The organism is Corynebacterium pseudotuberculosis, from assembly GCF_002155265.1.
GTDB lineage: Bacteria > Actinomycetota > Actinomycetes > Mycobacteriales > Mycobacteriaceae > Corynebacterium > Corynebacterium pseudotuberculosis.
This window is the reverse complement of record NZ_CP021251.1, coordinates 775,938-795,902: the sequence shown is the minus strand read 5'-3', so window position 1 is coordinate 795,902 and position 19,965 is coordinate 775,938. Positions and strand designations below refer to the sequence as shown.

Sequence of the window (19,965 nt, the reverse complement as noted above, 5' to 3'; positions counted from 1 at the left end):
TCTCATGACGTCAACACTCATACGGCTCCACCGCACGCTGCGGTCACGCCTATTTAAGAAAAACCCCACGGCCATCATGATGACCATCCTGGTCAGCATCTATGCCCTCGGCGGCTTACTAGCCACATCCTTCCTCCTAGCCACGGCAATCCAATCCCAGAGCTGGAGCATTCTCCCGTTTGTATTAGGGATAGGTTGCCTCGGCTACCTGGTGGTCGAGTCTGTAATACCCAGCGGCGAACACCAGATTGATGTGCGCACATTAGCCCCACTGCCCGTTGACGCAAAGCAGATCCTGCCGGCACTGGCAGTTATTCCACTGCTCACCAGCCGAGGAGTCCTCGCATTAATATGCGCCGTGGTTACGGCGGTCGTAGGCACGCTTGCACTCCCGGGGGCGTGGGGCATCCTGTGGAGCGTCGCGACGCTCATCAATACCGCAGTGGCCATCCTGCTATCGGAACTCCTCAAGGCCGCAATCAGTGGCTCCAGCCGTTCCAACAACGATAAGAAAAACGTACTAGGTGTGGTCCTGGTATTTGTGATCCTCCTGGGATTCAACCAAATACAGTCAAGCAAGATCTCCCCCGAAGCCCTAGCGCCCGTCGGAGAAATACTCGGCTGGCTTCCCATCGCGTCCGCCGGAGGGGCTGTTGCCTCGATTCTCGCCGGAGCCGCATGGTGGATTATCGCAGCGAAAGCCCTGATCACGATTGCAACATTTGCCGCGGGGATACTGGGCTGGAAAACACTCGTTGCAGAACAACTCCGCAACCCCAACGGGACCTCACACGCCACAACAAAAACCGAAAAGGTTAAGAAAGATAAAGAGCACCATACCCTCCTCATACCTGGCGCACCCCATACCGCCAGCGGATATATCTATTCCAGGGCGGTCCGATACTTCCGACGCGACAGCCGGCTCTTTGGCACCCTTGTCATGCTTCCGATCGTCTTTGCGTTCTTTGTTTTCAAGGCAGTGTCCGACCAACCGGAGTACCTGTATGTAGCCGCCTTTATCATCGCTTTGCTCTCCGGAATATCCGCATCGAATGACCTTGGCTATGACGGCCCCCCTATCTGGTCCCTCATAGTCACCGGAACACCCGTTAGAGCATGGATACGCGCACGCCACCTCGCCTCCATTACCCCCTCAATAGTATTCCAAGCCCTCATCATAATCCTGGTCCTGGCCCTCGCCCCCGACAAGACCATCGCGCTGCTCGTTTGCCTGGCCAGCTTGGGCGCATTCCTCAGCTCCGCGACTATCGGTCTGCTTTTCACCTCCTTCAACGCGTTCCCCGTAGCACCTCCCGGCACAAATCCGTGGACCGATAAATCCGGCTATTCAGGCCCGGCCATGCTCAGCGCCTTTGGGTCCTTCATAGGAGTATGGTTCCCCCTTGCCCCCGGCGCAATCCTTCTGGGATTCGGGTATCTCAACTCCTCCCAGCCGCTGCTAATCATTGGAGCAATCCTTGCGATCGGCATCCCGGCGATCATCTACTATGTGGCATACGTACTTTGCATTAGACACATAGAGAAAAATCTTCCAGAGCTGTTTAACAAGGTTGGACACTGGGTGGGTTAAGCACCCAACGTGCCTCAAGGCTGCTACTCATTGCGAGTGGCAGCCTTTATTTTTTATTAAGCAAAATCCCCCAAGTAACGCAAAATGCAAAGAAATATCTAATATTTAGCGCTATACATTGGGTAAATACTTTTAACTATCACAGCTAAAACTTAATAAAACTTTCCAAAGCTTGAATATAATCGCTTTGTACTGCCCTTTTTGACATACCGACGATCCTAACCTAATATCTACCAAGTCACCGTAAAGTCACAGTATTTTCACATATACATATAAGGTCTTGACGGATTCCCTACGAAAGGTTATGCCCTCATTATGAAGAAGCTGCTGTCTTCTGTCCTCACCTGCGCGATTGCAGGCTCCCTCCTCGTTGCGCCTGCTGCGAATGCTACTGATTATGAGGAAGAGATTCTCTTGCGCACCTCTGCATCGGTTAGAGGAATCTACGATCCAAATACAAATCGATGGATCTGCGCCAGCTCAGAAGACTACACCTCACTTACGCACGATTCCCGCGCTAGCCTTCTCAGCATCGGTCGTTGTACCCACCCCGAGTACACGGTTCTGCTCAACACCGTTTTCGAGCACCTCGAAGAGACCATTGATCAGGTCGACCATCTTGCAGACAAAGTCGATCGCCTCGAAGAAAAGATCCAGGCCGACGAGCGCGAAATCGATCATCTGCACAAGAACCTGTCTATCTCTCGCAATGAGCTAGACGCCACCAAGCGGGAAAACCGCAAGCTCTCGGACGCTCTTGATAGCAGCGAGTATGAGATCGATCACCTGCATAAGAACCTCACCATTTCTCGCAATGAGCTAGACGCTACTAAGCGAGAGAACCGTGAGCTCAACACAAAGATTGATCAGTCCCAAAAGAAGATTGAAGAGCTCAAAGAGAAGAACCTCCTTACCGAGGACGAGCTCGACAAAGTAACCGCAAAGCTCAACGCAGCAGAGGCCAAGATCAAGGAGCTCACCCATAAGGTGCAGAAGCTCGAAAAAGAAGTAAAGGAACTCAAGGAGCGCAACGCCGAGCTTCAGAAGGAAAACCACGACCTTCTTTCTAAGATCGATTCCCTGAACACCAAGAACGCTTCCTTGCACAAGGATCTCAACGCATCCTTCGGTCTGAACGTCTTCTTTGGAGTCATCTCGGCCATCGCTGCGATTATCGGCATCGGTCACTTCCTCAAACCAGTCTTTGAAAAGTTCTTCCACCGCCGCTAAGTCTTTCTAAGACCCGCACATAAAAAGGGTGGTCTTCACGTTAGTTAACGTGAAGACCACCCTTTTGCCCTCTCTAGGGCGCCAACAGCGGGGCAACCACTTCCCCGCTGCAGACGTTCAGGTTAAGAGGGGACGTCGATAAGCTAGAAAGCCTAGCCCGCAGACGCCGGGTTAGTTTTCTTGGCGCGCTTGGGCAGCCAACCGGAAAATATTGGGATAACAAGAATCGCCACGGCGAGTACTAAGGCGAATCCGCCCAGGCCAAAAGCAAACCCGGAGAGGATGGCAATCGGCGCGAGGATGGTCATGCCGATCTCAAAGGGAGCAAAGCCCACATAAGCCACGCCATATTCATTGAGCGTTCCCGACTTCAAATCAGGATCCACGATCTTGAGCAGCGCGATGCCAGTAGCCACAGCGGCGGTTGCCCAGCCCCAGCTGAAAATGCCGCGCTCAAGCCAAGACTCTCCAAAGAAGACTGGAGAAACAACAAAGAAGAAGAACACGCAGTAAACAATGCCAGCGATAAAGAGGATGATCAGCGGCACAAGGTAGCTTGCCACTGCCGAGGGCACGATGGACGCGATACCAAAAGCGATCAGGAAGTCCGTGGCACCGCCCGAAACAGTCTTCACCGTCTGCTGGTCCAAGTAACGCGGGCGACGAATCACCTTAAGGAAGATCACGCCGCAGATACCGGCAACAAAAGACAGCGCGAATAGCGGGATAGAGACGCTAGGGAAGAAACTCTTGATACCCTGCTGCGCAAGATACGCAAAGAGCACAGTCACCGAGATGAAGCCGATGTGCAAAGTAAGCGGCTCAATGGAGGACGGGTTGGTTGTCGCACGCCCGATGGAAGGCTGTTTTTCCACATCCTCAATGTGGCCGCTGCGCAACTCCCACGGAAGCTCTTTAGGCAGAGTATTGGTGCGGCCGGTGCGGATTCCCCAGTTGGCAAAGATGATTCCGCCGATAATTGCGGCAAGGGTGCCCACTGTGGCAGAAGTGAAGCCTAACGACGCCGCCGCCTCCGCGCCGATGCTGTCCAGGGAGCCTCCCACAGCAGCCGCTGTGCCAAAGCCACCGACAAAGCCGACCGGAAGCATCATGCCAAACCAGTCCTCGGTGCCAAAGAATGGCTTGAACACAAACAACCCAAGAAGAATGAATAGGCCCCATTGCCCCAGGAACATACCAGTGGAGTATGACCACATGTTGCGGGCCTTTGAAGCATCGCGTGCGTCAAAGGTCATGGAGTACGGCATAGCCGCAAAGACAATAGCGATTAGCAGCGTGGAGTAATCGCCTAAGCGATCTGAAAAATTCAGCAGCCCTAGGACCTCTGGACCGAGAAGCAAGCCAAGCAGACCAGCAGTGATAGGGGCCGGGATGAGAAGATGCCGGAACCATGCGAAATGTCTTCGCATAAACGTGCCAACGATCATCAAAATCGAGATAAACCCTACGTCTGTAAGCAAGCTATACGGCGTGTAGTCCATAGTCGTCCTTTTCGTCTTTCCTCTTGTGATACAGGCTTTTTAGAGGGAGCCTCTCTTCGGCGCAGGTCATAGAAGTTACTTATTGAGTTACCCACCCTTTAGCGCAAAGAACTAACAAAGGACGCATGGAACCTACTCATTGGCAGGGGTTAACCATGCGACCATTACTCAGTCATGCTTAGTGCAAAGGGTGTGGCGATAATTTTACTTTCCAAACTCTAGTAAGAAGGGTCACAAGAAGAAAAAACATGGCCTTAAACACTATGTTTTCCTTCACATCGGGCGACAAAGGGCCCTCATACGCATCACTCATGTAACAAAATGCTTCAACGTTTCCGCATGCGCGTCGCAGCCCCCAGCCATGGGCATCAAACCGGTCTGCATTAGCAAATCCCCTGCATACCTTCTTATATGTTCTTCCAAAAAGATAGAAAATATGCGGACCATACGTTAGAGAAAAACACCTTAAGAGCTGCAGTTATTTCAAACGCATGAGGTTTTCAATAACTCAACAGGTAAAAACCTAAAAATCTCTTGACCTGAGGAAATCTTATGTATATTTTTCTTTAATGTTAATTGCTTAACGTCGCAATCACCTCAGCTTTTACATTTTCAGCTGCGATTTTATCCACCGCAGTGTTAAGGAGAATTTCTAAGTTGAATACCGGTTCACTACATTCGATTCTTTCCCGTAGAGCAGCCATCCCGAGGCTTCATCACCTTGTTATCTATGCGACCATTGGCGCACTAAGCGTGCTCGTAATCCCGGACGACACAACAGCGCAACCCGGCCCAGAGTATCCGTTGCACAGCGATACTGTTACCAGCGTTAACGGCTCTAGTGATCTATCTACGCTCATGGAACAACCAACTTCAGCAGAACATCAATCTCCCAGAAAAGAGCATCAGCCCACCTGGACAAAAATTATGGTGGCTCCAGGAAAATCCAAAACCATTCCCATCAAGGAATACTTCTTTGATTCACCCGTCTGTACCGCAATTAAAGACGCAGACAATACGGAACCCATTTGGATTACCCAAGAACCTAGTAATGGACTCTTTTCTGAGATATTCCGAGTCCACGTCCCAACCACCGCGCATCTAGGCGATACGCATTCCATCCTGGTGTATCGATGCGGCACAGACGACCCAGCGAACACTTTTACCTTTGAAATAACGGTGTCCAATTTTGATCAAGACGTAACAGGAATAACGCATAGCAGAACGAGTGCCTTCCCTAGCAGCGCAGAGCCGCCCAGATATTACGACAACAGCGACCTCTTATGGTTATCGCCCGCCGTCATTCCGCTCATACTCCTCCTGTGTGCGATCACATTCTGGTCGCTTACCCGCACTGCTCTAGGCCGCAGGGCTACTAAGTCTCATGCCTAGCGTCAGGCGTCGACAGCCAAGCACCCATCACAGTATTTTCCTAGCCCCATAGAGAAAATGAGCGCTTTTACTTCCCGTTCCTCACGGCTTTTTAGTTGACACATACCAAATAACGTTCGCTTAGTTTAAGCTGTGTTCATGCTAGATCACAGATCTATCTCTATCACGGAGCTTCTCCTTGAGAATAAAGACGCGTTTCATACGCAGGTATTTGCCAACTTCTACCACAGCAATCCCTATGCGCGCGCCACAATTGCCCCCAGTGAGCAGCTTGTCCCTGCCGTCATCTCACTGATTGGTCACCTAGAAAACAACGGATTTATATCCGATGAGGTAAAACAGAAGTTCCTTGAGCATACAAAGCTACTCGACGCCCGCGGCTTCCATCACTACACAGCCCTAGCCAGCGCGGTCCGGAGTGCGCTGCAGACGATGTGCACCGACCTGCCCTTTGATAAGGTCCTTGCGGCGGAGCAGGCGATTACATCACTCGCGTTTGACTTAAATAAGGCTAGTAACCCTCGTGAGCCCATCAGGGCCTCTGTAGTGGAAGTTGAACGCCGCAGCCGCAGAATATCCGTGGTACGGCTCATCGCAGAAGAAAACATCGACTACCGCCATGGGGATTTTTTACAGGCCACAACGGATTTTCTTAATGGGCACTGGCGGTATCTCTACCCTTCCATCCCAGCCAATAAGTCGGGACATATCGAGTTCCACATACTGCGCAATGAGCTCACCACCCCCACGGGAGTGCTCACCACTGCCCGCGAGGGAGATCAGTGGCTGCTGGGATTAGGAAACGGGCATCTCTCCATCCCCGAGGACACAGATCTGCTCCTGATCGCACACTCCACCGGCCTTGCCAGCCTGCGACCCATCATCCTAGACCTCATGTCCCAGTCTGATCCGCCACGGGTTCACCTCTTCTTTGGTGCCGATTACCCTGGAGAGCTCTATGAACTCGCAGGTCTATGGCAGCTAGCTGCCACCGCCCCCTGGCTCTCAGTGTCCCCGATCGTAAAAAACACGGCCGACGCATGGTGGGTCCAGCCGAGCAAATATTGCACTGCTCCGCGTGGTCTCCACATATTCCGCAGCGGTCAAGCAGGCGAGGTCGCAGCCAGCTACGGCACGTGGCAGGACAGATCCATCATCATCTCTGGGCCGGAAGAAGACGTACAGGCCAGCCGCACTGCTCTTATCCTAGGAGGCACACCTTCTTATAACATCCAGACGTTAAGCTTCTCCCCCGGCCCCTGGTACCTCCCCTAAACGCAATGCGAGCGGGCCAGGTTGGGGCTAGGCGTATAGCCTCTGCCACCACAAGACGCTGATATCCATTAATGCTTTCTGAACAAAAAGTTTTGGATTTTTTCCGCCGAGCCAACAAACGGCTTGCAATATAAAACGCCGTTTTCCCCCTGAGCCTTTAGCTCACCCCAGCCTCGACCAAAAACCTCATAAAGGGGAACCGTAACGGTCAAGGTAACGGCCCATTTAACGGGGCCAATAGAAAAAATAACTTGAAATAATTCTTCCAAATCATTCTTTTCCCGCAGAGCAAAAATAGTCAAAACAAACAAGACAGAAAAAAGTATAGTCAGCCCCAAAAGGAATAATCGTTCAGGTGCAAAGGACTCACTACCAACAATTATGGGATTTTTATTTCTATCCATTTCTCTGACCCATCGTCCCCGGGAAGTAAAAATGGAAAGATTTATTAACAAAATAATTTCAATAACCGCGCTGCCAGCGGCATGAACATTTGCCTTTGTGGTTATCGCAAAAATAACATCAAGCAAAAAGACAACCATAGAGATAATAAGGGACGCTATTATGACGTAATAGCACGTTCGGAAACCCATTCTTTTTCCTACTTGATTATTCAATTCATTTTCCCATACTCTAAATCGTCCAAAAATAAACTGGCGCTATTGATTAATAGAACAGTTAATCCAGGCAGATTATATTCCTTACACATATAAAGGGATAATCACAGCCACCGCAAACACGATTAGCAAAAGAATCAGTGCCTGATTTTACGGTCTTCCCACTCTACAAAATTCAGCCACATACGTAAAACCGTGATAGCACCCGTCAAATGCACGGACATCCCCTTTACATGCACCACAAGAGTCAAGTCTTTCCATGGCGACAGTGCATCTCTCCCCTCTCATTGCCACCACAAACCAGAAGTGGCGTGCCCATCGTGGCATAGCCTATCACTTCAATATGCTTAAATTAAGCTTAATTTCTTAAGTTAATTTATATGAGATTTTTAGCACTTTTTATGTAAAAAATAGACTCCTTGGCCGGGAAAAATATAACATACGGTGGTACATTGATAATATGCTCAGTTCAAGAGCGTTGATGTTCTACCTAAATTTTTCCTTAAAAGCTGAACAAATCCATATCTTTGCGGTTGTTCGCTTTCCCTCCTAAGGACAATACGAAGAAATGAATTTCCCCACAGAAAAATTGCATCAACCAAGCGATTAGTAAAAAATCCTTGGTTCGCGATGCTCTTTATACTGTTGCTTATAGCAAGCAGTATGACGATTATTATCCAACACGCACCTACTGCCACGGCACAATCAACGTGTGCCGGCGGCAACTGGTCGAATCTCCGCTGGAAAAGCGATAGTCCTAACATCCAAGGCAACAAATAATATAGGACCCAGCGGGTTTGCTGAAGTCGAATTTGACTGGCAAGCCAAAAAAGAAGCGAAAGCCGGAGATACCATTGATTTTACGCTCCCCTCAGAGCTCAGGGCAGTGGATACTGGAACTATTGCCCTTAAAGATAAAAGAGGTGAAGTAGTAGCTACCGGTAAGTGGTCAGACGATAAATTCATCATCACGCTAACCGAGTTCCAAAATCGCCACTTTGATGTTGAAGGCAGCGCGTTTGTCTCTGTCACCTGGAAAATTACCCGCGAATTTAACAGCTACCTAATATTCAAGGGCTGCGGTAATGAGAGTCTGCCTGGCAAATTTGAAAAGCGCGAAGGTGGGCTATTCCACGACGATTCCAAGATCGGCGAGTATCGCGGCTATAACGATAAAACCGGCAAACATGTGATCCATTGGTCTGTAGGCATCGACCCTAAAAAACATAAAATGAATATGCTCACCGTCGTGTCGTTGTGACGGATAGAGCGCCTGAAGGATGGAAGTTTACCTGTGATGGCCAGGATACTAATGGCTATGCCCCTGCCTACGTTACCTCTTTTATTAAAAGCGGCGATCACCCCAAAGAAGTTCGCCACGTAATTTATAACGCAAACGGTGACTCTGGAGGTGGAACGCGAAATGGGTTCATTAACATAACTCAGCTAGGAGATTTCCGGCAAGGGCATAATTACACGCTGAACTGTAGACCTGAAGAAGTTTCTGTCGAGTTCCCTTATGGCCTGTACGAGCAATCCGGCCCCATACTAGCGCTCACCGCGGTCACAGATAAAACACCTGCGCCAGGCAGCATTATCAAGAACAAGGCCAAAATTGACCATGTTGATGTTGAGGGGCACGTGCGATTCCCCAACGCTGGTGGCCTAGGCCGTGGCAGCAAGGGTGGCTTTACCATTGAGAAAACCGTGGTGGGCACCGATGAGGACAAAGCCAAAGATTACACATTCGAGTATGAGTGCAAAGATTCCCACGGCGCCGTCAAGAAGCAAGGCTCTCTGAACGTTAAGCATAACGAGTTTAAGCACGTCAAGGACCTTGAGAAAGGGTTGAAGTGCACTGTTAAAGAGAAGAATTCCTTGAACCAAATAGGGCGAAAGCTCACCGTATCATGGGTGCTCTTTGACAAGAACAAAGAGGTTAAGAGCTTTGGTTCCGAATCTCACGTTGACTTTGAGATTGATGAGAAATTCAATGAAGCTGTCCATATTGTTGTGACCAACAAATTCAAAGAAAATACCGGTGGCTTCACCTTGGAAAAGAAGGTCAAATACGAGGACGATGAAGATGAGGATGAGCTAGAGGGTAAGGAGTTCACCTTTGAGTGGAAGTGCACCACTGATGGAAAGGAAGTAGTCAAGGGGTCCACAAAGCTCAAGGACAAGGAAGAAAACTGATCCAAGATCTTCCGCTAGATTCTTCCTGTGAGGTATCCGAAAAAGATGCCGATGTGGCAGGCTACAAGCATACTTTGCAGTGGCTAGCCAATAAGGAAGAGCTCCCAGCTGGTAACACCATCACTGTGCCGCCGAGGGAATTGGGCACTGATACTCCGCTGACTATTACTGCGGTCAACTCTTATACCCCTATTGTTGTTCCTCCGCTGCCTCCAATAACGGAATCCACAACAACTCCTCCGACAACAAAGCCGACGACGACGCCTCCAACGACCTCGTCTTCGACAACCACGCCGTCGACGACGCGTTCCACAACACCTTCCACAACAAGGTCAACGACTACGTCGACTACGGAACCGAAGACGACCCCTCCAACCACAAAGCCGACAACGGAACCGAGAGTGACGCCTCCGACGACCTCGTCGCCGTCGCCAAAGCTTCCTCCGATTCCTTTCCCAATCCCGATTCCAATTCCTATCCCGCTCCCACCGGGACCACCAGCTCCGCCTGCGCCACCTGCGCCGCCAGCACGCCCAGCTCCGCCGGTGACCAACCCTCAGGTAGCTCCACCGACTACACCGCAATCAACTGCGACACCAAAACCGAACAAAAATACAGGTAAAGGTGTACTAGCTAGAACCGGTGCTTCTGTGATCTGGATGATCGTAGCTGCAATCCTTCTTGCTGGTGTCGGTAGCATCATCACCTACTACGGAATCATCAAGAAGAAGCGCCAGTAGCCTTCCGCTAATGGCCTTCATTGAAGTAATCCACGTAGGTTAGCTCCTACGCAATGGTCGATCTCCCACCTCTTGTTAGCGCAACAGGTGGGGAGATCGACCTCTTTGTTCACTGTGCAATCCTCGTCTGTTTCTCTCGGCTCGTGCCAACGCTCAGCCACGTCATTCGAGGCCTCATAATGGCATATCACCTGGTTTTACATGCATATACATAAAGCTCACGCCACAACCATATCCACGAGGTAGGTTGTGGCGTGAGCTTTATTATCTGTTGTTACTCGTAACGTAATGCGTCAATCGGATTCAGTTTAGCCGCCTTATTTGCCGGGTAATAGCCGAAAAATAGGCCGATTGCTAAGGAGAAGCCTAAGGACAATAAGATTCCGCCGACCGGTGGAATCACCAATTCCTTTAGCAGGAACGATCCGACCATGCCTGTGGTGCCGCCCAAGAACACGCCGATAGCTCCGCCGATGGAACAAATAATCATTGACTCAACAATAAATTGCAGTTTAATGTCACGTCGTCTAGCTCCCAGAGCTTTTCTCACGCCGATCTCCCGGGTGCGCTCCGTAACGGTGACCAACATAATGTTCATCACGCCGATGCCGCCGACCAGCAGAGAGATACCAGCAATAGCAGAAACCACAGCGCTAATGTTCTCTAGCGTGGCATTAAAGGATTTCACTGCAGACTTATTGTCTCGAACTTCTGCATGATACTCAGAATTATCTGCATAGTATGAGTCCAAAACTGACCGCAGCGTCTGACGCACCGCCGGCTCATCGGCTCCCTGTGCTAGGCGTACCGATACAGAGTCCCACGCAATAGGCTTGTCATTAAAACGCGACTGTATTGTATATGGAACGTACAGGTTAGATTGGGTATTTCCGCCAAACAGCCCAGCACCAGATTTTTCTTTAGGAGCTACGCCCACAACAACCAGGGACGTGAGAGTTCCGTTAGGAAGCCTCGCATCAATTTCGGCGCCCACTGCTTTATCTGGGTCATTAGCAAATAATTTTTCCAGAGTGGCAGGAGAAATAACTGCAACTGCACGTTCTCCATTGGTGTCTTCTGGCGTAAACACACGGCCATACTCTGCGTTTATCTTCTTTATCTTGAGATAATCATTATTCACCGGCAGCACGTTAACGTGCTCTTCACGGATCCCATACCCCAGCGTGGCGGACTGTTGGTTAAACTCACCAACGCTTATCCCGTCGATGCTATTTCCTGCCACGTTTTTCAACTGGTTAATAAGGTCTGGCGTCAACTTTGCAGAGTCATCAACTGGAGCACTACTTTGGAATCCCGCTTGCTCCCCGTCCTTTGACTTATTGCGCTCTGTCACCTGAATAGTCAGATCATTAGCACCCGCATCAGCCAGACTCTTAGTTGTTTGAGCCTGCAGCGATTTTCCCAGCGTTAAAATCGCAATAACAGACGCGATTCCCACGATAATTCCTAGCAAGGTCAACAGCGAGCGCATCTTATTCACGCGCAAGCTGCTCAATGCTAGGGAGATTGATTCACCAAAGGTCATTAGTGCCCCTCCCCTAAGGTATTACCGTCTACAATCACGCCGTCGGTCATAGTAACCACGCGAGTGGTCTCAGCAGCCAGCTCGGGGTTGTGAGTAATAAAGACTATTGTCTTGCCAAAGTCCTGGTTAAGGCTATGGAAAAGATCCATGACCATGCGCCCGGTGTGGGAGTCAAGTGCACCCGTGGGCTCGTCGGCAAGCAAAAGCGGAGGTTCGTTTGCCAGCGCACGCGCAATAGCCACGCGTTGCTTCTGGCCGCCGGAGAGCTCAGCGGGATTGTGCTGCATGCGCTCATCCATTCCCACCATGGCCAGCAGTTCCTCTGCTCTTTCCAGCCGTTCTTTCTTGGGAACGCCGGCATACATCATGGGCATTTCCACATTTTTCAACGCGGAAATACGCCCGATGAGGTTAAAGCTCTGGAACACAAAGCCGATATTTCTACTGCGGTGATGCGCTAACTCGTCCTCGTCAAGAGTTAAAACATCAGTTCCGTCAAAGAGATACTCGCCGGAGGTCGGCTGATCTAGCAGGCCAATGATGTTCATCAACGTCGATTTACCGGAGCCAGAAGCACCGACGACGGAAACGAACTCATTGCGAAAAACGTCAAAATTAACGCCAGGCAGGATAGTCAATTCACTCTCATGCCCAATGTTGTACGTTTTGACGATGTCACGCATCGAGATAAGTGAATCTTGATTATGCGAAGTTTCTGAAGCGGTACTGCTCATCACCTAGTTGCCTTCAACAATCGCATTTTGTTGCATGGTGACGGGAGTACCAATCAGATCCTTGTACTTGGAAGCCTGATTCAGGACTTTGTCTCCTGGCTTAAGCTCGCCACCAGTGATTTCTGCGATGATATCGGTGGTGTTACCAACAGTCACGGTGCGAGACTCGATCACAGAGACACCGTCTTTTTCTGCGATAACAAGCACCTTCTTGGCATTGTTTTCTTGGTAAACGGCCTCTGAAGGAAGCTTAATGGGCTCACGATTCTTATCAATGTTCACCCGTGCTTTGACGCTACCGCCGATGAGCAGACCGTCTCGGTTTCCGGTTAGCTCAATTTCCACAGGGTACAAAGGCTTTGTTTTACCTGCATTTTCCGATCCAGAAGCTGCGGGTTTAGCCACGTTGACAATCTTCTTGATACGTCCCTGGAAGGTCTTGGTTCCGCTTGATGTGGAGGTCAGAGTCACTTTGTCACTAACACGCAGCTTAGCCACGTCCGCCTCTTTCACATCAGCGTTAACAATCAACGAGGAATCATCGCCGATAGTAACCAGGCCCTCGCCAGCAGCAGGCTTGCCCTGCTGAGCAGGAACAGCCATGACAACACCGGAGAAAGGTGCGCGAACGTCAGAGGAATTGATGTCTAGCTGCAACTTGTTCAGGGTCAACGCCGATGCATCCTGAGCAGTGTTAGCGCCACGCCATGCCTGGTTGATGGCCAACTCATGCTGCGCGAGCTGCTGCTGTGCTGCAAATTCAGCAGCTGCAGCATTAGTGGAAGCTTCCTTGTGAGTTTCAAAAGCGTTTGCGACTGCCCGCTGGGAATCGCTTAGCTCCCTATCTACTGTGGCCAGGGTGGAGATGTAGTTGCGCTCAGCTTCTGACAGCTGACGCTGCGCGCTATTGAGCTTGACTAGTGAGTCTGCGCTACCAATCACGGATTCAACGACGGATTGTCCAGATCCGGAAGGAGACTGGCTGGGCCCCTGAGCCTGGTTCTGAGAATCGTCATTTTGAGAGCTACCGGCAATGCCAAAAGCGGTCACGGCGCCAGTCCGCGCGGCGTCAAGAGCCGCAGAGATCAGCTGGTCGCGAGCTTGCTTTACTGCTGCGTCTTGGCTACGCAGCTCTGGGGTGTTCACCTGCTGACGGTCTTGAGCCTTACGATCAAAGGCCTGCTGAGCCTTGATGTATTCCTCATTTGCCTGACGCTGCTGCGCGTTGGCAGTGTTGATCTCAGCGTTTAGCCCCTGGTCAAGACGGCTCTTGAGCTGATCATACTGCTGCTGAGCTGTCTCTGCCTGCGCCATCGCCTGATTCAGGCTCTGAGCGGCCGTGGCACGCTGGCTGGCCAGCTCAGTCTGAGCGGTAGATGTGTCAATCTTTGCCAATAGCTGATCGGTGGATACCTTATCGCCCACCTTGGTAGAGATACTGGCGATAGGACCGGTGAGGTGCGTATAGAGCGTTGCGGTACGGATGGGCTCAACAGTGCCTTCTACCAAAACACGGTTAGCCACCTCCGAGGACTCCAGCTGGGTGTACTCGGTGGTGGGAACTATCTGCCCCTGGTCTGCGGGAGCAACAAAATATGTCCCCACTCCAACCAATGCCACAACCGACAGAAGCGGTATAAAAACTTTTTTCTTCTTTAACGTCGTCCAAGCTCTAGACGCGACTGCGGCTGGCATACCTGTCCTTTCGGTCAACTCAAACGCGAGTTGTTTTCAATTTCAATCACAAGCAACGGTTGAGAATATTAGTAGAAGAGTAGTTGAAAGTGAAGCTCAGACTATAACTTTCACATCTTTCTTTCCTTCCAGATACTAGTCAATGCAATACCGATCACAGGGCCGGTTACACCCAACACTAGAAGGTAAAAAGAGAAAGGTAAGACGCATAAAATAGGAAAATCACTGCGCATAGACTTTTTGCCCCTCTCCTGATCTTTGCGCAGTCTTTTATGCAACTTCGGCGATTTTTCCCTAACGCTAACTAAATGAAAACAAACGACAAGCTTAAATATTGTTAGGCTCGAGAGAGGCGTTTGCGTACTCATCCACACCCAATAAAACGGGTATGGCAGATCTAACGTCGGAAAGATCCTTCGTAGAGATATCGGCGATGAGCAGTTCAGGCCCGGCACCAGCTTCCGCTATGCACACCCCATCCGGTCCGATGACCCGAGAAAAACCAATGCCAGTCGGGCCTTTTACCCCAGAGTCCGCCTGATCCACCGCCACCACAAAACACGTTGCATCCAGAGCCCGCGCAGCCGTAAGCAACTGCCATTGTTCCTTCTTACCCGTGCCATTAGCCCAGCTAGCCGGCAGCAGGATCACTTCCGCCCCACGCTGCGCCAGCGTCCGGAATTGCCCAGGAAGCCTCACGTCATAGCAGGTAGACAAGCCAAAAGTGATTCCCCCGTAGGAGAAAATAACCACATCCTCCCCGGCCTTAACGGTATGAGATTCGTGATAGCCAAAGGCATCATACGTATGGATTTTGTTATAAAAAATCGGATTTTCCGCCCCCGGAAGAGTAACAACCAGCGTGTTATGCACCCTGTTGATGCTCTTTCCCTCAACGTCTACCGTATCCGCCGGAGTAAACATCCCCACCGCGACGCCAATGCCCAGCTCATCGGTCAGCTCCTTGATCCGCCCCACAAAAGCCCCTGATATATCCTCAGCATTTATATCTAGGCGTCCAGTATCAAATGCCTGCATTGAGGCCTCGGGGAAAACCACCAGATTAGCCCCCCGCTGCGCCGCATACCGTGTCTGATCTTCAATCAGACGCAGATTTTCCTGTTTGTTGCCTGTAGCAGAAATTTGTGCCAACGCAATTCGCATACCCCTATAGTCTAGGCCTCTTGTGGATAGTTTTCACTTAACTCACAGATCTTTCCCGCCCCAGAACATGTGCTTGCACATATCTCCCAGCACGCGCACGCTACCCAGTATGACCATGATTATCCAGCCAGCAGCCCTATCCCATCTCTGCGCCGTCCCGCACGCACACGCTCCTGTCCTGCACATGAGGCCAAGCGCAACAGCTTCAGCCCTGGATCACTTTCTCAGTTCTGCAAAACTCGCCACGCATAGGCATGAGGAGGGCATCGCCAACCTGCTTTTCCAGGTGCGTGAAACAATCACCCTGCTCATGGAAACAGACTCAGCAACCTCGCGATCGCTCCAGACCTTGTGATGTTCACATTAGAATCCCGACAACTCCGCAATTCCGCCCATGCGTTTTCAGCCTTTTCCAGCTCAGGGAGCTCTGCCGCCCATGATCTTCGTTCCACGTGGAACCGAGGGTTAGAACAGCTTTGCGGGAGAGCCTTTGAGAGCGCAGCCGCCGCGCTCATCCGACCCCTTAACCGCTGGGCCGATCCCCATAAGACAGCCAGATGCATTGCACGCATCCTCTCCATGACCGCCCATCTTCAAAAAGAATTAGAACGCCATCACGAGCACTTACTCTTACTTCCGCAACGCACCGTCGATGAATCCATCATCCTCACTAGAGCCATCATGTATCTGGAAGAAGCAGGAAAGCTTCTCGACGCCACCTGCGCCCACTCCATCACACAACTCGCGGCTTTGTGCACCGATGAATCCGATTACCTCCCGAGCACACTAACCGCAACGCAGCTACGCACCGACTTTCCCGACGCCGAGATACTCCAGCTAGACGCCCACCACGCGGTAGTCGCCTTCGGCAATGTATCCACAGCCAGCTCGATCACCACCCTCGTGGCCGGAGTAACATCTTCCGACCCCACTACCTGGTCAGATAGCTTTTACACCGCCAAACGCATATCCCAAGTAACGGGAGGGGCGGCCGTTGCCTGGCTGGGATACTCCGCCCCGGCCAATCTCCCCGCCGCAATTGCCACAGCTCCCGCATCTCGTGGGGCACAGGCATTAAAAGATTTTCAGTCCTCCTTGCGCCTCAGAAACCCCAGGGCAAAACTACTGGTATTAGGGCACAGCTATGGTTCTGTAGTTGCAGGCAAAGCAGCGGCAACCGGGCTAGACGCAGATACCCTTATTTTTGCTGGCAGCCCCGGAGTTTCCCCGGAGATCAAACTCAATTCCGATTCACCTCGCGTCATCTCAGCCCTCGGATCTTTAGACCCCATCGGATTAACCGGAACCAAATACACAGCCCTGCACGGCAAAGACCCCACCGCGGCCGGTTTCCCGGCCGAACAATGGGGAATCCCCGGAGGGCATTCGAGCTATGTAACCAGCCCGCTTTTTCTCACGCGCCTTGCGGCAGAGGCACGGCGTTAATACCTAATAGCCATGCGACCATCAACCGTGCCTTTATGCATATCGGCGAAGACACTGTTGACGTCGCCAAGCTTGCATTCCGTAACGGTCGGTTTGATCATTCCGCGTGCATAGAAATCCAGGGCTTCTTCTAGGTCCTGGCGCGTTCCCACCAATGAACCGCGAATAGTTAACCCCTTGAACACAATCTCAAAAATCGGTGCCGGGAACTCTCCTGGAGGAAGCCCATTAAATACGATGGTTCCGCCTTTTCTGGCCATCCCGATGGCTTGTCCAAACGCCTGCGGGTGCACGGCAGTGACCAAAACGCCATGCGCACCACCTGAGGTAAATGCGTTGATCGACTCAACCGGGTCTTCCTTCAACGCATTGACTGCAAATTCTGCACCGTGCTTACGCGCCAGCTCGAGCTTCTCATCTGCAATATCCACAGCGATCACTCGCATTCCCATAGCCACCGCATACTGCACAGCGATATGCCCTAGGCCACCGATGCCGGAAATCACCATGTACTGGCCCGGCTTACACTCGGTTTCTTTGAGGCCTTTGTACACGGTCACGCCGGCACACAAGATGGGGGCCACTTCAACTGGATCGGAGCCTTCTGGAATACGCGCACAGTAGCGGGTATCTACCAGCATGTATTCACCAAAAGAGCCGTCGACCGTATAGCCGCCATATTCGGCGTCATTGCAAAGGGTTTCACGTCCGGTGCGGCAGTACTCGCACTCCCCACAGGCGGACCAAAGCCAAACGTTGCCCACCATGTCTCCAAGTTGCACGCGATGATGGCCGGGTCCCAATTTCACAACTTCCCCCACGCCTTCATGCCCGGGGACAAAAGGCGGTTCCGGTTTTACCGGCCAGTCCCCTTCCGCCGCATGAAGATCTGTATGGCAAATACCAGAGGCCACCAGCTTTACCAATGCCTGATTAGGTCCCGGCTCGGGCAAAACAACATCGTGGATATTGAGTTCAGGGCCAAAGTTGTCAACTACAGCGGCGGTGAAGGCCTCAGGGAAATCGGTTTTCACGTCGATCTTTCCTTTCTCGTAGGCATTGTCAATACCTACACCTTGTTGGGAACGGTATTCATTAAGTCCCCTAAACGACTGAACCCCAACCGGCATGACGCCGGCTGGGGACACAACCATATTCAGTTAAAAGCAACTAAAATAAGCCCGTGGGATTCTCGTCATAAGAAACGAGCAGGTTCTTGGTCTGCTGATAATGATCGAGCATCATCAGGTGAGTCTCACGGCCAATTCCGGATTCCTTATACCCACCAAAGGCAGCGTGAGCTGGGTAATTGTGATACTGGTTCACCCACACACGACCCGCCTGAATGGCACGTCCCGCGCGATACGCGGTGTTCTGATGCCGGGTCCACACGCCGGCCCCGAGCCCATAGTTGGTGTCATTTGGCAATTCGGATGGCCTCATCAAAATCACTAAACGTGGCAACAGAGAGCACCGGGCCAAAGATTTCCTCCTGGAAAATGCGCATGTCATTAGTGCCCTTGAAAATGGTCGGCTCAATGTAATAGCCGTTTTCCAGCCCCTCGATACGGTTCACATGACCTCCGGCGAGCACCTCCGCCCCTTCCTTTGGCCCGATCTCCAAGTAACCGGAAATTTTATCCATTTGCTCCATGGAGGCCTGTGCACCCATCATGGTCTCAGTATCCAGTGGATTACCCAGCTTGATCTTGCGTACTCGCTCCACACCTAGCGCAAGGAATTCCTCCGCAATCGACTCGTGCACGAGTGCGCGCGAGGGACAGGTGCACACTTCACCCTGGTTAAGAGCAAACATCGCAAGGCCTTCAACACATTTATCCCGGAAGGGATCCTCATAGTCCATAACATCACCAAAGAAAATCGATGGTGATTTTCCGCCCAGCTCCAGCGTGACAGGAATAATCTTGTCTGCAGCAGCCCTGTTAATCAGCTTGCCCACCTGCGTCGAACCAGTAAAAGCGATCTTGCCAATGCGATTAGAGCTGGAGAGTGCCACACCGGCTTCTTCGCCCAGGCCGTTCACGATATTGAGCACGCCATCCGGGATGAGGTCGCCCACGATGTCAATCCAGTACAGAATCGAGGCCGGGGTTTGCTCAGCCGGCTTAAGCACAATCGCATTGCCGGCAGCCAAAGCGGGAGCAATCTTCCAGGCCGCCATCAACAGCGGAAAGTTCCATGGGATGATCTGCCCCACTACGCCAATTGGCTCATGGAAGTGATAAGCGACCGTGTTGTGATCAATCTGCGAGGTCCGCGATTCTTGAGCGCGAATGGCACCTGCAAAGTAGCGGAAGTGATCAATGGCCAGGGGAATGTCGGCAGCCAATGTCTCACGCACAGCCTTGCCGTTTTCCCAGGTCTCTGCCACAGCAATCTCTTCTAGGTGTTCCTCCATGCGATCCGCGATCCGATGCAGCATTAGGGCGCGTTCCGCTGGAGAAGTCTTCCCCCATGCCTCTGCGGCAGCATGCGCAGCGTCTAGAGCTTTCTCAATATCTTCGGCTTTACCGCGAGCCACCTGGCAGAAGACTTCCCCAGTGACCGGAGTGACATTATCCAGATACTCACCATGAACAGGCGGCACCCACTGGCCACCAATGTAATTGTCATAGCGCTTCTTATAGTGAGCAACTGCGCCTTCAGTACCCGGATTAGCGTAAATTGTCACGGTCAATCACTCCTTAGGTAGGCCTAGCCGATAGTGAGGTTACCTACAAGAAACAATCTTGTGCGTCCTGCATCACTCTATAACCCCTAACAGTCAACCTTATAGCCTTTTGAGACGTTTAACACCCCCCATTTCTGCATTTAAA

Annotated in this window: 17 protein-coding genes and 1 pseudogene; 9 read left to right on the top strand and 9 right to left on the bottom strand. The window is 51.4% G+C overall.

Annotation, left to right across the window (positions count from 1 at the left end; translation table 11 throughout):
• The first annotated feature begins 4 nt into the window (after positions 1-4).
• Both CpATCC19410_RS03720 and CpATCC19410_RS03715 read left to right on the top strand, forming a co-directional pair.
• Positions 5-1,591 (top strand): hypothetical protein, encoded by a 1,587-nt coding sequence (locus CpATCC19410_RS03720; RefSeq protein WP_013242732.1) that lies wholly within the window; start codon positions 5-7, stop codon positions 1,589-1,591.
• A gap of 315 nt (positions 1,592-1,906) precedes the next feature.
• Entirely contained in the window at positions 1,907-2,821 is a 915-nt protein-coding gene (locus CpATCC19410_RS03715) for a hypothetical protein (RefSeq protein ID WP_014522478.1), read from the top strand.
• Positions 2,822-2,973: 152 nt separating this feature from the next.
• On the opposite strand, the gene CpATCC19410_RS03710 is transcribed toward CpATCC19410_RS03715, so the two are convergent.
• Positions 2,974-4,323 carry a sodium/glutamate symporter gene (locus CpATCC19410_RS03710; protein ID WP_013242734.1) on the bottom strand — a complete coding sequence of 450 codons (1,350 nt, stop codon included), beginning with the start codon at positions 4,321-4,323 and terminating at the stop codon, positions 2,974-2,976.
• A 636-nt stretch (positions 4,324-4,959) separates the two neighbouring features.
• Here CpATCC19410_RS03710 and CpATCC19410_RS03705 point away from each other — a divergent pair.
• Positions 4,960-5,715: a hypothetical protein gene (locus tag CpATCC19410_RS03705; protein ID WP_014401413.1), complete on the top strand. Its 756-nt coding sequence runs from the start codon at positions 4,960-4,962 to the stop codon at positions 5,713-5,715.
• A gap of 138 nt (positions 5,716-5,853) precedes the next feature.
• Entirely contained in the window at positions 5,854-6,990 is a 1,137-nt protein-coding gene (locus tag CpATCC19410_RS03700) for a ferredoxin reductase domain-containing protein (RefSeq protein WP_014522479.1), read from the top strand.
• Positions 6,991-7,058: 68 nt separating this feature from the next.
• Here the strand turns inward: CpATCC19410_RS03700 and CpATCC19410_RS03695 are convergent, their stop codons facing one another.
• Positions 7,059-7,520, bottom strand: coding sequence for a hypothetical protein (locus CpATCC19410_RS03695; protein WP_227985923.1), 462 nt, complete (start codon positions 7,518-7,520; stop codon positions 7,059-7,061).
• Between the two features lie 799 nt (positions 7,521-8,319).
• Here CpATCC19410_RS03695 and CpATCC19410_RS10945 point away from each other — a divergent pair.
• Together CpATCC19410_RS10945 and CpATCC19410_RS10940 are read left to right on the top strand one after the other, a co-directional pair.
• Entirely contained in the window at positions 8,320-8,868 is a 549-nt protein-coding gene (locus tag CpATCC19410_RS10945; protein WP_013242738.1) for an Ig-like domain-containing protein, read from the top strand.
• Positions 8,865-9,803: a DUF5979 domain-containing protein gene (locus CpATCC19410_RS10940; protein ID WP_013242739.1), complete on the top strand. Its 939-nt coding sequence runs from the start codon at positions 8,865-8,867 to the stop codon at positions 9,801-9,803. Before CpATCC19410_RS10945 ends, CpATCC19410_RS10940 begins: the two co-directional genes overlap by 4 nt.
• Before the next feature lie 181 nt (positions 9,804-9,984).
• On the opposite strand, the gene CpATCC19410_RS10935 is transcribed toward CpATCC19410_RS10940, so the two are convergent.
• On the bottom strand, positions 9,985-10,356 hold the full coding sequence (locus tag CpATCC19410_RS10935; protein ID WP_050749449.1) for a hypothetical protein: 372 nt from the start codon (positions 10,354-10,356) through the stop codon (positions 9,985-9,987).
• On the opposite strand from CpATCC19410_RS10935, the gene CpATCC19410_RS10930 reads away from it, so the two are divergent.
• Positions 10,349-10,543 carry a hypothetical protein gene (locus tag CpATCC19410_RS10930; protein WP_155733022.1) on the top strand — a complete coding sequence of 65 codons (195 nt, stop codon included), beginning with the start codon at positions 10,349-10,351 and terminating at the stop codon, positions 10,541-10,543. The two genes, CpATCC19410_RS10935 and CpATCC19410_RS10930, sit on opposite strands and share 8 nt — an antisense overlap.
• Positions 10,544-10,817: 274 nt before the next feature.
• Here the strand turns inward: CpATCC19410_RS10930 and CpATCC19410_RS03675 are convergent, their stop codons facing one another.
• The 4 genes from CpATCC19410_RS03675 to CpATCC19410_RS03660 form a co-directional block, all read right to left on the bottom strand.
• On the bottom strand, positions 10,818-12,089 hold the full coding sequence (locus CpATCC19410_RS03675) for an ABC transporter permease (protein ID WP_014401416.1): 1,272 nt from the start codon (positions 12,087-12,089) through the stop codon (positions 10,818-10,820).
• A complete protein-coding gene (locus CpATCC19410_RS03670) occupies positions 12,089-12,823 on the bottom strand; it encodes an ABC transporter ATP-binding protein (RefSeq protein WP_013242742.1) in 735 nt (244 codons plus the stop codon). Before CpATCC19410_RS03670 ends, CpATCC19410_RS03675 begins: the two co-directional genes overlap by 1 nt.
• Positions 12,824-12,826: 3 nt before the next feature.
• Positions 12,827-14,518: an efflux RND transporter periplasmic adaptor subunit gene (locus CpATCC19410_RS03665; RefSeq protein WP_013242743.1), complete on the bottom strand. Its 1,692-nt coding sequence runs from the start codon at positions 14,516-14,518 to the stop codon at positions 12,827-12,829.
• 327 nt (positions 14,519-14,845) lie between these two features.
• Positions 14,846-15,682, bottom strand: coding sequence for a carbon-nitrogen hydrolase family protein (locus CpATCC19410_RS03660; RefSeq protein WP_014401420.1), 837 nt, complete (start codon positions 15,680-15,682; stop codon positions 14,846-14,848).
• Positions 15,683-15,791: 109 nt separating this feature from the next.
• On the opposite strand from CpATCC19410_RS03660, the gene CpATCC19410_RS03655 reads away from it, so the two are divergent.
• Positions 15,792-16,037 carry a hypothetical protein gene (locus tag CpATCC19410_RS03655; RefSeq protein WP_038616413.1) on the top strand — a complete coding sequence of 82 codons (246 nt, stop codon included), beginning with the start codon at positions 15,792-15,794 and terminating at the stop codon, positions 16,035-16,037.
• Positions 16,034-17,128, top strand: coding sequence for an alpha/beta hydrolase (locus CpATCC19410_RS03650; RefSeq protein ID WP_014401421.1), 1,095 nt, complete (start codon positions 16,034-16,036; stop codon positions 17,126-17,128). Before CpATCC19410_RS03655 ends, CpATCC19410_RS03650 begins: the two co-directional genes overlap by 4 nt.
• Here CpATCC19410_RS03650 and adhP read toward each other — a convergent pair.
• Both adhP and exaC read right to left on the bottom strand, forming a co-directional pair.
• Positions 17,125-18,162: an alcohol dehydrogenase AdhP gene (gene adhP / locus CpATCC19410_RS03645; RefSeq protein WP_014300984.1), complete on the bottom strand. Its 1,038-nt coding sequence runs from the start codon at positions 18,160-18,162 to the stop codon at positions 17,125-17,127. The genes CpATCC19410_RS03650 and adhP overlap by 4 nt on opposite strands.
• Positions 18,163-18,298: 136 nt before the next feature.
• Positions 18,299-19,820 (bottom strand): annotated as a pseudogene (gene exaC, locus CpATCC19410_RS03640) (acetaldehyde dehydrogenase ExaC).
• Positions 19,821-19,965: the final 145 nt, after the last annotated feature.